Genomic DNA, 13,733 nt, shown 5'->3' with positions numbered 1-13,733 from the left:
GTGAGTTCGGGACGCCGTGGTCTCGCGTTTGAAGTCGGCGCCGAGCCCTGTGATCCAATTCACCCAGGAGAATAAGACCTGATCGCCTTCGAGTTCGCGGCTCTGGCCATGAAAGCGCGGGCGTCCTTTGGGACTCGTCCTCCCCAAAATTGGCAGTCATCAAGAAATCTGCCAATCCCGTCATCCGTATCTGTTGCCTCTCAGAGCCGAGGTGATCGGTGACCAATCTTGGGCGTGGGTAAACCTCAGCCAAAATGGGAACGGTGCCGAGGTAATCTACTCGAAAACAGGTATAGGCATATCTCTTGGCCTCACCAAAACCCGGAATGTGCGGCATTAAGCCGATGAAATCGTGGCGAATCATTGTCAGATCGCTCCCCGGCTCGTAAGAACTGCTCTGAAAGTCTTAAGCAGGATTACGATGTCGCCCATAAGTGACCAGTTTTCCACATAGTAGAGGTCGAGCCTGATGCTTTCCTCCCAGCTCAGATTGGAGCGCCCGCTCACTTGCCAGAGACCACTCATCCCTGGGCTCACGTATAACCGTCGATGTGCAGCGTCGTCGTAGAGAGCAACCTCGCCTTCGCGTTGAGGACGCGGACCCACAAGACTCATGCTTCCGTCCAAGACGTTGAGCAACTGAGGCAATTCGTCAAGCGAGTATTTGCGAAGTATGCGGCCAAAGGCTGTTATGCGAGGGTCGTTCTCGACTTTAAATAGCGGTCTGTCACTCGATCCTTGTGCCTGGAGAAGCGTCTTCAATTCGGCGTCAGCATTGACCTTCATTGATCGGAACTTCAGCATATGGAACGTGGTTCCACGCAGCCCAATTCTCTCCTGCCGGTACAATACGGGGCCGGGGTCAGTGAATCGAACAAGCAAGGCAAGAATCACGAGAAGGGGCGAGAGGCTTACTAATAGTATGCCAGCAATTATGATGTCAAATGCCCGCTTGGCGACCTTCTTCCCACCTGCTAGTTTTGGTGTCGAAACGTGGATGAGTGGCAATCCGGCCAGGGGTTGAATGTGAATTCGCGGCCCCGCTACGTCGGTAAGAGCTGGTGCCAGGATCATATCTATGTCCCGCGCGGCTAATTCCCAGCCCAACCTCCTGAGATCTCGCGGATGAATGTTAACGCCAGCCGAAACAGCAACGGCGTCTACATTAGAAGCCAGAATCGCGTCAAGAATGCTTTCGAAGTCCCCACCGACGCCCGTCACGGGAACTGACAGACCTGAGTGACGGTATGTCCCGGAAATTGCACCTGGTATATGGGCTGCCACCGGCATATAGCCCGCTGCTGGTACGCTTTTGAGCGAATCTGCAAGATGAGCCGCGGAATCCGTTCCTCCGACTATTAGGACTCGGGAATTGCTCTTGCCATGTTTCCGGTCGAGGCTTAGATGCTGGCGGACCAGCCATCTCGCCACGAGCAAGCCAAGTGCCCCGGCAGGAAAAGCCAAGCCCACAAATCCCCGGGCGGTATCAATTCGTAGACCATAGGAAACGACGGCTACAAAACCAAACAACCACGCGGAACTCGCAATGACACGCTTGTATTCTTCCGATCCTGAACCGAGTATCCTAGCCTCTCTGGACCCCCAGAACTCGAGCATAAGCCACCATGCGATTACGAGAGCGAAGGACAATAGCACGTAGTCAACATCGCGCGTCGCGCTGACACCAGAATCGGAAAACCCGAATCGTACACCATATGCGCCGATGATTGCCCAAACGACAGTAAATCCGTCGACGAGCCTGAGCATTTTAGCATATCTGGAACGCCAGGTACGACCAGCATCAACCACGATTTCCCCCGTGTCTTGAACCCCATAGTGAGTCCGTTTCGAACTCGCTTTGATCTTAGTCGTCTCACAGCAAGATAACTTCAGGCGACCGAATTTCCACGCGCTGCCGGATCGAGATTGCAGCAGAGAACTTAGCCGGAATCGATGGTCAAGCTCCTGAGCGGTGATCGCCAATCATTGTTGTAGTCACGCGAGATGTCAGATTAAACAGCACGCCAGCGTTGAAGGGTCGACGTGCCCGGGCTGAGGCTAAGCCCGTCATGCGGGATTTGGCCGTAGAGAGTGTCGTGAATCAGCACAATGAGTAAAGCGCCGAACAGGTTCACAGAACGTGTCCACGATCGTAGACACCACGGGATCTCGTTGCTTTTATCGGCGATGTCGACTTGGCTAGCGACGCGCCATCTGTGGGCGAATGCGGCCAGAAGCTGAACGGAGGCACACACCCCGGGCATAATGCGCCGAATCGCGGAGGCCTGGGGGTCTCCGTTGCCCCAGCTCCGCCAAAGGGGACCGGGTCTTATCTGCCCTCTACCGCCAGTGGCAGCCTAGTTATGCCCGCCCGCGAAAATCAGACTCACCGAGCGACCAGTAAGCCTCAAATCTTCCGGAGATGTGCCTTTTGAAAGATCGAGGTTTGGCGCTCCAATCATTGACTTCTCAACCAGATTTCCGAGTCGATTACGCTGCACTGTGAGGATTGAAGCTACTCGATCCTCAAATTAGCCAAGGCGCTCATGTAAAAGGTGAAATTGGCTGCGACCGGCTGGATGCCGTCGGGGGACCGAATGCTACGACTCGTGCATTTGCCGGGTACACTGGGCGGGACCGCACGAAAGATCCCGCTTTGGTGGCGTGCCCCAGGCGGGGCCTTCAAGGCGTGGACACATGAGGGGGAGTAGTTTTGGATCTTCGCGACTATCTGCGCATTCTTCGGCGAAACTGGATTCTGGTCGTTGCTGCGACTCTAGTTGGGCTGTTGGGCGGGGGGGCCGTGTCGTTGTTAGTGAGGCCCACATACAAAGCGCAGACTCAACTATTCGTGGCTATTCAGGGTAGCGGCACGCTAACGGATCTTCAGCAAGGCAACACTTTCAGCCAGGCGAGGGTGCAGTCGTACGTGAAGACCGTTACCACCCCGGTTGTCCTTCGGCCAGCCATTGAGGCCCTCGGCTTGCCGACGTCCGTAGATGAACTTAGCCACCGGGTCACGGCCAGCACGGATTTGAACACGGTGCTCATTAACATCTCCGTTTCCGACAATTCGCCAGCTCAAGCCGCTGCCATAGCTCAGGCAGTCGCGGACAGCTTGGTTAAGGCCGTAGACAATTTGGAGAAACCCAAGACTGGGGGTACCTCTCCGGTGAGCCTGTCCATCATCACTCCTGCTGAAGCGCCGTTAGCCCCGTCCGCGCCGAACGTAGTGCTCAACCTGGTCCTAGGATTCATCGGAGGCCTGTTGCTCGGTTTGGTGGCAGCGATACTTCGAAGCACGCTGGATTACCGCATCAGCGGCGAAGCAGACCTGCGGAAAATTACTGACGCGCCACTCCTGGGTGGAATCGCCTTCGATCAAGACGCAGTCAAGAAGCCTCTCCTAACCCAAACCGCAGCTCAAAGCCCGCGGGCGGAGTCATTTCGTCAGCTGCGGACTAATCTACAATTTGCTAACGTGGGAGGGGTCGCCAAGACTGTCCTACTCACGTCTTCATTGCCCGGTGAGGGTAAAAGCACAACTGCGACAAACTTGGCAATTGCGCTAGCCCAGGCAGGCCAAACGGTCTGCCTGATCGACGCTGACCTCCGCAGGCCAATGTTGTCTGAATATCTTGGGCTAGAGCGGAATTCCGGACTTACGACAGCTCTCGTGGGCGCGGCGGACATCAACGACCTCCTCCAGCCATGGGGGAATGACGATCTATTCGTTTTGACATCCGGGCAGATCCCGCCAAATCCGAGCGAGCTTCTCGGCTCAGAGGCTATGCGCGATCTTCTGGCTCGGCTTGAAAAGGTGTTTGACATTATCGTCATCGATGCACCTCCTCTTCTTCCCGTGACGGATGCGGCAGTTCTAAGTCAATATGTCGGAGGTGTGGTAGTAGTCGTTGGATCAGAGCGGACAAAACGCCACGACTTGGCGCGTGCACTGAGTGCTCTGGAACTCGTTGATGCGAAAGTACTGGGGATTGCTCTGAACCGGCTGCCCACAAAGGGGCCGGATGCTTACGCTTACAACTATTATTCCTATGACTCTATCTCCCCTGCGCAAGAGCAGAGCCGCAAATCTTTGCAAAACATAGAAACGCCGAACTCCGGTTTCGTCGAAGAAATTTATGAAGGATCAATGCGTGCCGAAAGCCATTTCCGCGGAGGTAAATAGGTCCACGCTGAACATCTCGGAAGGGATCTCGGATCCGCGATCCCGACCGGTACGAGTACGTGGAAAGATTGCGGCTCAGTTTGGCAATGGGTCCTTCAACGTCTTGTCTTCTGATCATTATGGTTCTTTAACATAGTGATGGACACGCTCCACCAATTTCGACTTCGTGCTTTTTGAGTCGCCAACGTCATCGCGAACGGTGCTCTGCTTCCGAAGAAGGCTTTGGGCGCGACCCTATCTGGGGTGTCGTGGTGACCATGTTGCTGATAGCTGGCCCTGACAAGCCCGCGAAGTCCTGAGACACGCCATAAAGAAATGGAACGCACATGAATGACACCGAGCCGGCCACGATGCGCACCGCTCCCTCGGATCTGGTCGTCGTACTGCTAGCTACTTTCGATGGTGCGCGCTATCTCCGGCAGCAGCTGGACTCCATCGCCGCGCAGAGCCACCGGCACTGGCGACTCATCGTCGCCGACGACGGCTCCCGGGACGGTACCCTCGCGATTGTTGAGAGCTTCGCCGATGACCACCCGGACCGGGTCCGCATCGTGCGTGGCGGGCCAGCCGGATCCGCGCGTGACAACTTCTTCCGCCTCCTTCGCATCGCCGACCCCGCACCGTATTTTGCGTTCTGCGACCAGGATGACGTGTGGAGTTTTGACAAACTCGAGCGTCTCGTCCTGCAGTGCCAGCAGGATGAGGCTGAGCACCGCGATCAACCGTGCCTGGTCTACTCGGACCTTAAGGTCGTCGACGCGCAGCTCGGTATCCTGAACCCCTCCTTCTTGGACCAGGTACGTGCCCGTCCCCACGACATCACTCATAAGACCCTGCTCGCGGAGAACGCGATACCTGGGTGCGCGATGCTATTCAACGCCGCGCTCGCCGACGTATTCCGCGCCCGCGAGTTCGATGCGCGAAGAGCAATCATGCACGACTGGTGGCTCGGGCTCCTCGCGTCGACCGTCGGTCACATTTCTTATATCCCCACCCCGCTAGTGAACTACCGCCAGCACGACGCGAATGCGCTCGGGAGCGTTGAAAGGTCGGGACTTGGGTTTGCTCTGTCCAAGCTATTCCGAGGGGATCGCTCCGTTGCGCTACGGACCTACGGGCAGGCCGATGCATTCCTCGGCGCATACGGTGATCTGCTAGATGCCACCGTGCGTGAGGAAATACGTACGTTCGCTTCCCTTTACCACCGCAACAAGTTCGAGAGAGTTCGGCTGCTCCTGAAGCACGGCATCCTGAAACAGACTCTTGGTCGACGCGTCTACCAGCTGTTGCGAGGGTGATCCGCAGTGATCTACTTGTTTGGTGGGTTGCTTGCAAGCGCGGCCATGCTTTTATACCGCAGGCCTCCGCCCCGCACAAGCCCGCTCTGGGCCGTTACTCTCGGGTCCGCCCCCCTCACCTCGCGGCTGAAGGGGAACGGAGACAGGATTGCAGGCATATTTGGGGTGACCCTAAGCTTCTTAATCCTGTTTCTGATCGCCGCGTTGCGATATGGCATCGGAACCGACTACTGGTTCCGTTATGCTCCACTTTTCGAACAGATCCAGCACGGCGATGTCAACGGGCAGGAGCCAGGCTACGTTCTGCTCAATAAAGCAGTCGGGCTGATTACGGACGATTATCAGGGGATCTTCGTCGTCACCTCGTTCCTCACGATCGCTTTGTTCTACCGGTTTTTCTTGCGGATGTCGATCAATCCCGCGCTCTCGGTGTTTATTTACGCCTTCGGTGGCTTTTACCTCGAGGACTTTAACCTCGTCAAGCAGGGACTCGCTATCGCGATCCTCGTGAACACATTCGAATTCGCGCTCCGGAAGAAGCATCTGGCTTTTGTGCTCGCCACGTTGCTTGCCGCGTCGTTCCATGCTAGCGCTCTCGCGTGGTTCGCAGTCTGGCCGCTCATGTGGATCCGGGTAGGCCGCGCTGCGCGCATCGTGATCGCGCTGGCCATGATCCTGGCTATCCTGCTGGTGCCGCAGACGGTGTCGCTGCTCGTGGAGCAATTCGCACCGAGTTATGCGTGGTACTTCGACTCCAATTACGGCGCGACGCGGAGTATCCATCCCGCCGTGGTCACCGTCGCCCTCGCCGCCCTCGCGTTCACCCTCGTCAAGGTCGGCAAGGCCGGCAAGGTCGGAAGCGCGGATCGGTTTGAGGACTCGGTGGTAAAGGTGCCCGCCGTGAGCGCGGAGGTTCTCGTTGCCACGAAGGTCGGTAAGGCCGGAAGCGCGGATCGGTATGCAGACTCGGAGGTAAAGGTGCCCGCCGTGAGCGCGGAGGTTCTCGTTGCCACAAAGGTCGGTAAGGCCGGAAGCGCGGATCGGTATGCAGACTCGGTGGTAAACGTACTCGCCGTGAGCACGGCGGTTCTCGTTGCCACGACCACGATCGCTTATCTATTCTCACGTCTGGACTACTACTTCGCTCCGGCCCAGCTGGTCGCTGTTCCCCTGGCGCTGTCTCTCGTCCGGAACCGACTTGCCCGTCACCTGCTCACCGTCGCCTTCATGTCCGCCTATATGACGAGTTTCGTCTTCCAATTCTTAGTCTGGAATGCCCATGGTGTCCTCCCCTATGACTCGATCTTCTCCCGCTGAGTCCGGCGGTGGCCTCCTCGTCACAGTCGTCGTTCCGGTCTTCAACACGCATCCAGAGCTGATCGAACGCGCCGTTGTCAGCGCACTAGCCCAGACACATCCGGATCTCGAGCTGTTGATCGTGGATGACGGGTCCACTGTGGAAGTCGCGGAGTTCCTCTCCCGTGTCGCCGAACGAGATGCGCGGATCCGCGTCGTACACCGCGCGAACGGCGGGGTGTCCGCGGCGCGGAACACGGGGGTGGAGCAGGCGCGCGGAGAGTTCATCGCCTACCTTGATGCCGACGACTACCTGGAGCCAGGGTTCCTCTCCGCCGCTCTGGACGTAGCGCGGACCACGGAGGCCGAAGCCGTCTTTGGTGGCATTCGCATCCTTCACGAAAGCGGCACGGCGGAGTGGCGAACCGGCGGCCCCTCGGCGAGGGAGCCACTGCTGGGCACCCGCGACATGATCATCACCGCCTGTGTCCGCGCGCTCTCGGATTCCCCCTCGCCCCAGCAGCCGACGGGGCTTCTGTCGGTCACGAACGTGGTGGCGTCCCTACACAGGACAGACAACGCCCGACGGCATCGCTTCCGGGAAGGGGTGTCCCATGCCGAGGACCGACTCTACAACCTCTCGATGCTGCTCGAGACCGCCCGCGTGGCGTTCTGTTCCGACCCTTGGTATGTGTACGACCAGACCCACGAGCAAGGCGTGACTCGCCGCGTGACTCTCAGTATGATCAATGCCCTCGAGCGCACAGTTCGGGAGTTTGCTGGTGTCGTGGGCGCCATCTACGAGCGACGCGACCTCACAGACGATGCCCGGGACCGTATCGCGCGGGCCGCTGCGGACGGCTTGCTGAATTACCTCAAGCTACTGACCGGGGTGATGGCCGCCGTTGGCGGGAGATCCGCAAATAGCTTGATCTTGCGCGCGCTCCTGGAAGAACCATCCGTGCGCATCGCGGTTAAGCATGCGGCGCGGAATAGCTGGCGGGACCGTATTTTTGCCTCAGCCGCATACCGCGGACACGTCGGCCTGCTCTGCCTGCTAGGCCGGGTATGGGCGCGCAGCGGCCGCCTCGGAATGTCAGCGGCGGACGCCGCTCCGCAGGGCTCGGGGAAAAAACCATGACCGAATTGAAGGGCGGGGACCTCTCCGTCCGAGGGGCACGAGGAGGAGGCCTGGTCCTGGTGGGAAGCGGAGCGACCTTCGTCATCCAAGTCGCCTCGTTGCTCATCCTCTCCCGACTGTTGACGCCGTCGGATTTCGGCCTGGTCGCGATGGTGACGATCTTCGTCGTACTCGGCAACCTCCTCCGCGACTTCGGACTGCCGCTCGCCGGCCTGCAGGAACAGTCGCTCTCCCGCCAGCAGGCGTCGAATCTGTTCTGGATGAGCGCAGCGACCGCAGCCATCTTCTCGATCCTGATGGCCGCAAGCACGCCCGCGCTCATCGACCTTTTCCGCGAGCCGCGTCTAGCCCAGATCGTGCCGGCCCTCGCGATCTCGGTGTTCTTGGGCGGGATGACCTCTCAGCTCCAGGTTCAGTTGGCACGCAACATGCAATTCGGGGCGCTGGTGGCCAGCGACGTGATCGGGCAGCTTGCCGGACTCGCTGTCGCGATCGTGCTTGGGATTGCCGGCGCCGGATACTGGGCGTTGGTTGCGCAGAGCCTCACTGCTGCAGCGCTCGTTTTGGTCTATCGGTGGATCGCCAGCCGGTGGATTCCTCTGGCGCCGAGCAGAGGACCGGACGCGCTACGGCTGTTCAAGATCGGCGCAACTTACAGTGTCGCGCAGCTGCTAGCGTACGTGCAAAGCAACATTGGAACCATGCTCATCGGCACCCAGCTCGGAGTCACGCAGCTCGGATACTACAATCGCGCATACCAACTGCTGACCGCGCCTGCCGGCCGCTTCCTCGACCCGCTCACTCAGGTCGTGATCTCGACGCTGAACCGCGCCAAGGACGAGCAGCGAGATCCCGACGCACTGCTATGTAAGATCCAATTCGGGGTGGGGTCGCTTATCGTCTGGGTGTTCGCCGTCACTGCAGGGACCGCGCCGGGTCTCATCCCACTCGTCCTCGGAGATCAGTGGCGCCCGGCCGTGACAGTCTTCCAGATTCTGGCGATTGGCGGCTCTGTGCTGGTGTTCAACCACGTGAATTATTGGGCGTTCATCGTGAAAGAGCAGCCGAGGGCTCTTTTGCACTACAATCTCGTATCGAAGCCGCTTGAGATCGCGAGCATCTTCATCGGCTCTCAGTTTGGTCTCGACGGCGTCGCCTGGGGGTACGCGGCCGCAGTAGTCTTCTCCTGGCCCCTGTTCCTGATCTGGCTCTCGCGCGCCACTGGCCTATCCACACGCCGCTTCTTCACGAACGGCTGCCAGATCCTCCTGGCCGGTGTCTTCGGCAGCGCAGCGTCTGCTGCCGTTTACCTCGCGCTCGCACCGCTCGCCACCTTTCTATGCGTTCTCGGGGGAGTTTTTGCCGGAACCATCGCATTCGCCGCGGTGCTCCTCGCCATCCCGGCTAGCCGTACTCAGCTTGCCGACTGGTCCCGGCTCGTTCGGTCCGCGCTCCTGAGGCAAAGAGAAGCACTTTAGCCATGTCTAGGATCGATACCCCAGCCGAGCCCGGTCGCCGCTCGATGACATCGCGTCCTCGCATCGACGAGGCAGTACGCTACTGCGTGGCCACCTACGTCAACCAAACTGGTGAGTTGCGCGCAATGCCAATGAGGAATGCGCTTACCATGTTGGCGTCTTCCTGTCCGAACTCACCCACCCTCACCCGCTCCCGACCACCAGGACTGAGAATTTCCGCATGATCATCGCCGGCATCGTCACTTTCGAACCCGACATCGACCGACTCCGGGAGAACCTGGAGGCGATCTCACCTCAGGTACCTCACGTCTTCATTTACGACAACGGCTCGAGCAACAGCGAGGCAATCGCAGACCTCGTTCATACCTCACCGAACGCTGTGGTCGTCTACAGCGAAACAAATAATGGCATTGCGGCCGCGCTCAACCGGCTAGCGGAGGCCGCCCTCGACCACGGCGCAACACTCCTTCTTACCCTTGACCAAGACAGCGTGTGCTCCCCGGCGATGGTGTCGACACTCGCCGCGGAGTTCGCTGACGGTATCGGCATGGTCACGCCGTACATAGTTGACCGAAACAAACTAACCCTCGAGGAATTCAGGGCTCTCCCTTTACCGCAAGTCGAACGGTACCGGCAACCGGCTCGGAGGGGCGCCATCACGTCGGGAGCTATCGTCGATCTCGTCGCGTGGAGCCGAGTCGGCGGGTTCGATGAATTGTTCTTCATCGACTACGTCGATTACGACTTCAATCAGCGTCTCATGGATGCCGGATACGTGATCCTTCGCGTTAACACGGCCGCCCTGCTCCATGAAGTGGGGCGGGCAACCCCCACTTGGCTTCGGGTGCCGCGCAAAGACCTCGCGGGCCGCTGGCATATAGAGCGGTTCTTCGCCTTTGGGCACAGCCCTGCCCGCTGCTATTACAAGGCCCGCAATCGCGTCCTCTTCACTCGCAAGCACGGGCGCAAACTAGGCCTTACCCACGAGGGCATCTGGCAGATTCCACAGCAAATCGCCTTGACACTCGTGTTCGAGCGTCAACGCTTCGCCAAACTGGCGCGTTTCGTCCACGGAATCCGGGACGGCCTCCGTGCGCCCCTAACGAAGCGGTAACGTCGGCGGTCTTATCAACACGCCGGACATAGTCGGCCGCACTCCCGACCATTTAGAGAGTTCCGGGAAGCGGATCTCTCTAGGTATTGAAATCCAAATTGCCGCAAGTATGGCCAAGGATCGCGCAATGGACGCCTGCACTGTTTGCGGAGGAAGAGTTGGAGAGTGGAGTCGCGTGGCTTTCAAGGGGCTCCGCGCGGCTCGCTTTGTCTGATTGACCGCCCTACCGCGTATCCAAATCCTCAAACACCAGGAACGTCTGCGTATCCTGCACCCCTGGCATTGACTGCAGTTGGTCGAAAATGACACGGCGTAGGTGAATATTGTCGGTGGCGCGCACCAACAGGATGACGTCGAAATCGCCGCCCACCAAGGCAATGTGCTGCACTTCGGGAATGAGCCGAAGCTCTTCCCGAAGCTCACGCCACGAGTGCTGCTGCACCTTGAGCGTGACGTAGGCCGATGATTTCAAGCCGGCCTTTATGGGGTCCACCAGCGCTGTGAACTTGGTGAGCACACCCTCGCCCGTCAGCCTGGAGATTCTTGAGTACGCGTGTGCCCTGCTGATGTGGACGTTCTCCGCCACCTGGGTGACTGACATCCTTCCGTCCCGCGTCAGCTCGGCAATGATGTCCCTGTCCACTTGGTCCAGGGGGACTTCCGCCTGATCCGCTTCGACCTCGGCCATCGCATCTCCAATTCGTCCACAAGGTGAGCCAGTTACCCAGCTCACATTTGCAATTTGTCTTCCAGATTAGACCTTTCTAACAAGCTTTTCCATGATTCTGGCTAGAGCTGGATACGAAACTTCTCTAGGGAACATACTGGTGACAAATAGTGGATACAGAAAGACGGACCAATGACGATCTCCGCGGACCATGAGGCCCAGGGTCTGGCTGACGCTCGGCCGGACGACTCCGAAGTAAACGACCAAGCTTCCGAAGTACGGCGCAAGTTCGGAATCAGCGTGGAAGACTACATGCTGCCTGCCCGGCACCAGATCCAGATGGTGGACCCGTCAGGCACGCTCAAGCCCGAAGCTGAGCAGGGCACCGAACCCGGCCACGAATATCCCATCCCCGGTGACGCCGAACTCATGGCAGCGTACGAACAGCTCGTGGTCGGGCGTCGCGTCAATGACCAGAACTCCGCCCTCGTCCGGCAGGGCCGCATGGCCGTGTACCCCTCCAGCCACGGCCAGGAAGCATGCCAGGTGGCTGCTGCCCTCTGCTTGCGCGAAGGTGACTGGCTGTTCCCCACCTACCGTGATGCCGTCGCTGTCATGTCCCGGGGCGTAGACCCTGTTGAGACCATGACGATCTTCCGCGGTGACTGGCACGGCGGCTACGACCCCACCAAGCACAAGGTGGGCATCCAGTGCACGCCGCTGACCACCCAGCTGCTACACGGGGTCGGGGTTGCCCATGCCGCCAAACTGCGCGGCGAGGACACCGTGGTGTTGGCAATGTGCGGCGATGGTGCCACCAGCGAAGGGGACTTCCACGAGGCGCTCAACTTCGCAGCAGTCTTCCACCTGCCAGTAATCTTCTTCGTGCAGAACAACAAGTACGCCATCTCGGTGCCCCTGAGCCACCAGTCCGTGGCGCCCTCACTGGCCCACAAGGCCGTTGGCTATGGCATGGCCGGTGAACGCGTGGACGGCAACGACCTCGTCGCGCTGCTCGCCGTCCTGGACCGCGCAGTGAAGCTGGCCCGCGAAGGCTCCGGCCCGCTCCTGATCGAGGCCCACACGTACCGCATGCAAGCCCACACGAACGCTGACGACGCCACCCGCTACCGGGAAGACAGCGAAGTTGCCGAATGGACGGCCAAGGATCCCATCAGCCGTATGACGTCGTATCTCACCGGCCGTGGACTGCTCGACGACGGCGGTTCCACCCGGATAGCAGCAAAGGCCGAGGCGGTTGCCGCGCAGCTTCGCGAAGGCCTGGGCGAGGACGTCCCGGTAGATCCGCAGAACCTCTTCCGCTACGTCTTCTCCACCCCCACTTCGCAGTTGAAGGAGCAGTCCGCCCTGCTCGCCGACGAACTCGCCCGTGAGGCATCCAGCCAGAAGGAGGCAGGCAAATGAGCCCCGCCGTCACAACATCCTCTGAAGCCACCGAGCGCGCAGTCACAGGTGACGTCAGCTCCGCCACGGCCAGTGCGGCAGCCAGTGCAGCGGCCGTTGCTGAAGCGTCCGGTCTCCAGACCATCACCATGGCCAAGGCGCTCAACACCGCGATGGCGGACGCCATGGAGGCCGACTCTTCCGTTCTGGTGTTCGGTGAAGACGTCGGCCGCCTGGGCGGAGTCTTCCGCATCACCGATGGCCTCATGGCCACCTTCGGAGAACAGCGTTGTTTCGACACTCCACTTGCTGAGTCGGGCATCGTCGGTATGGCCGTGGGTATGGCCATGAACGGAATGCGCCCGGTAATCGAGATGCAGTTCGATGCGTTCGCCTACCCCGCCTTCGAGCAGATCGTCAGCCACGTGGCCAAGATGCACAACCGGACCAAGGGCGCCGTGAAGCTGCCCATGGTTATCCGTGTGCCTTATGCTGGCGGGATCGGCGGCGTGGAGCACCACTGCGACTCGTCCGAGTCCTACTACGCCCACACCGCCGGCCTGAAGGTCTTTACGCCGGCGACCGTGGCGGACGGCTACCGCATGCTTCGCGAGGCCATCGATTCCGATGACCCCGTCATGTTCATGGAACCCAAGAAGCTCTACTGGTCCAAAGACCAGGTGGACTTGGGCGCCCTGCGGGCCGAACACGCTGCGAACGCTTCGGCAGGATCAAGCAGCGAGGGACGGGCCGCCGTCGCGCGTCCCGGCACTGATGCGACGCTCATCGCCTACGGACCCTCTGTCCCGACTGCGCTCGCCGCCGCGGCTGCGGCCGCTGAAGAGGGCCGTTCGCTTGAAGTGATCGATGTCCGCTCGATCGTGCCTTTCGACGACGAGACCGTGTGCGCTTCTGTGCGCAAGACTGGTCGAGCGGTTGTCATTGCCGAGGCGCACGGCTTCGCCTCTGTATCCTCCGAAATTGTGGCCCGCGTGCAGGAGCGCTGCTTCCACTACCTGGCCGCGCCCATCCGCCGGGTCACCGGTTTCGACGTCCCGTACCCGGCTCCGAAGCTGGAGCACTACTACTTGCCGAGCGTCGACCGCATCCTCGACGCCGTTGACGACCTTCAATGGGAGAACTGAC

The 13,733-nt window shown here is 59.8% G+C and carries 10 protein-coding genes; 8 read left to right on the top strand and 2 right to left on the bottom strand.

Annotated elements, in window-relative coordinates; translation table 11 throughout:
• Positions 1-366: 366 nt before the first annotated feature.
• Entirely contained in the window at positions 367-1,767 is a 1,401-nt protein-coding gene (locus tag OOZ51_RS04380; RefSeq protein WP_265977740.1) for a sugar transferase, read from the bottom strand.
• A gap of 946 nt (positions 1,768-2,713) precedes the next feature.
• Here OOZ51_RS04380 and OOZ51_RS04375 point away from each other — a divergent pair.
• The 6 genes from OOZ51_RS04375 (at position 2,714) to OOZ51_RS04350 (ending at position 10,516) form a co-directional block, all read left to right on the top strand.
• Positions 2,714-4,189, top strand: coding sequence for a tyrosine-protein kinase domain-containing protein (locus tag OOZ51_RS04375; protein ID WP_265977739.1), 1,476 nt, complete (start codon positions 2,714-2,716; stop codon positions 4,187-4,189).
• Positions 4,190-4,515: 326 nt separating this feature from the next.
• Positions 4,516-5,487, top strand: coding sequence for a glycosyltransferase family 2 protein (locus OOZ51_RS04370; protein WP_265977737.1), 972 nt, complete (start codon positions 4,516-4,518; stop codon positions 5,485-5,487).
• A 165-nt stretch (positions 5,488-5,652) separates the two neighbouring features.
• A complete protein-coding gene (locus tag OOZ51_RS04365; RefSeq protein WP_265977736.1) occupies positions 5,653-6,804 on the top strand; it encodes an EpsG family protein in 1,152 nt (383 codons plus the stop codon).
• Positions 6,782-7,924: a glycosyltransferase family 2 protein gene (locus OOZ51_RS04360; RefSeq protein ID WP_265977735.1), complete on the top strand. Its 1,143-nt coding sequence runs from the start codon at positions 6,782-6,784 to the stop codon at positions 7,922-7,924. The genes OOZ51_RS04365 and OOZ51_RS04360 overlap by 23 nt, the downstream gene beginning before the upstream one ends.
• On the top strand, positions 7,921-9,402 hold the full coding sequence (locus tag OOZ51_RS04355) for a lipopolysaccharide biosynthesis protein (protein ID WP_265977733.1): 1,482 nt from the start codon (positions 7,921-7,923) through the stop codon (positions 9,400-9,402). Before OOZ51_RS04360 ends, OOZ51_RS04355 begins: the two co-directional genes overlap by 4 nt.
• Positions 9,403-9,622: 220 nt before the next feature.
• Positions 9,623-10,516: a glycosyltransferase gene (locus OOZ51_RS04350; RefSeq protein WP_265977732.1), complete on the top strand. Its 894-nt coding sequence runs from the start codon at positions 9,623-9,625 to the stop codon at positions 10,514-10,516.
• Positions 10,517-10,739: 223 nt separating this feature from the next.
• Here OOZ51_RS04350 and OOZ51_RS04345 read toward each other — a convergent pair whose 3' ends face one another.
• Positions 10,740-11,204 carry an Lrp/AsnC family transcriptional regulator gene (locus OOZ51_RS04345; protein ID WP_234748882.1) on the bottom strand — a complete coding sequence of 155 codons (465 nt, stop codon included), beginning with the start codon at positions 11,202-11,204 and terminating at the stop codon, positions 10,740-10,742.
• A 171-nt stretch (positions 11,205-11,375) separates the two neighbouring features.
• Here OOZ51_RS04345 and OOZ51_RS04340 point away from each other — a divergent pair, with 171 nt between their 5' ends.
• Positions 11,376-12,608 (top strand): thiamine pyrophosphate-dependent enzyme, encoded by a 1,233-nt coding sequence (locus OOZ51_RS04340; protein WP_265977730.1) that lies wholly within the window; start codon positions 11,376-11,378, stop codon positions 12,606-12,608.
• A complete protein-coding gene (locus OOZ51_RS04335) occupies positions 12,605-13,732 on the top strand; it encodes an alpha-ketoacid dehydrogenase subunit beta (protein WP_265977728.1) in 1,128 nt (375 codons plus the stop codon). The genes OOZ51_RS04340 and OOZ51_RS04335 overlap by 4 nt, the downstream gene beginning before the upstream one ends.
• Position 13,733: the final 1 nt, after the last annotated feature.

Source organism: Arthrobacter rhizophilus, from assembly GCF_026241105.1.
Lineage (GTDB): Bacteria > Actinomycetota > Actinomycetes > Actinomycetales > Micrococcaceae > Arthrobacter.
Note: the sequence above shows the minus strand (reverse complement) of the source record. Positions and strands in the feature narration are given on the sequence as shown.

Excerpts from the sequence above, each read along its gene's own strand:
- OOZ51_RS04380 (WP_265977740.1), bottom strand. The coding sequence starts at position 1,767 with ATGCTCAGGCTCGTCGACGGATTTACTGTCGTTTGGGCAATCATCGGC.
- OOZ51_RS04370 (WP_265977737.1), top strand. The coding sequence starts at position 4,516 with ATGAATGACACCGAGCCGGCCACGATGCGCACCGCTCCCTCGGATCTG.
- OOZ51_RS04360 (WP_265977735.1), top strand. The coding sequence starts at position 6,782 with ATGACTCGATCTTCTCCCGCTGAGTCCGGCGGTGGCCTCCTCGTCACA.
- OOZ51_RS04355 (WP_265977733.1), top strand. The coding sequence starts at position 7,921 with ATGACCGAATTGAAGGGCGGGGACCTCTCCGTCCGAGGGGCACGAGGA.
- OOZ51_RS04350 (WP_265977732.1), top strand. The coding sequence starts at position 9,623 with ATGATCATCGCCGGCATCGTCACTTTCGAACCCGACATCGACCGACTC.
- OOZ51_RS04345 (WP_234748882.1), bottom strand. The coding sequence starts at position 11,204 with ATGGCCGAGGTCGAAGCGGATCAGGCGGAAGTCCCCCTGGACCAAGTG.
- OOZ51_RS04340 (WP_265977730.1), top strand. The coding sequence starts at position 11,376 with ATGACGATCTCCGCGGACCATGAGGCCCAGGGTCTGGCTGACGCTCGG.
- OOZ51_RS04335 (WP_265977728.1), top strand. The coding sequence starts at position 12,605 with ATGAGCCCCGCCGTCACAACATCCTCTGAAGCCACCGAGCGCGCAGTC.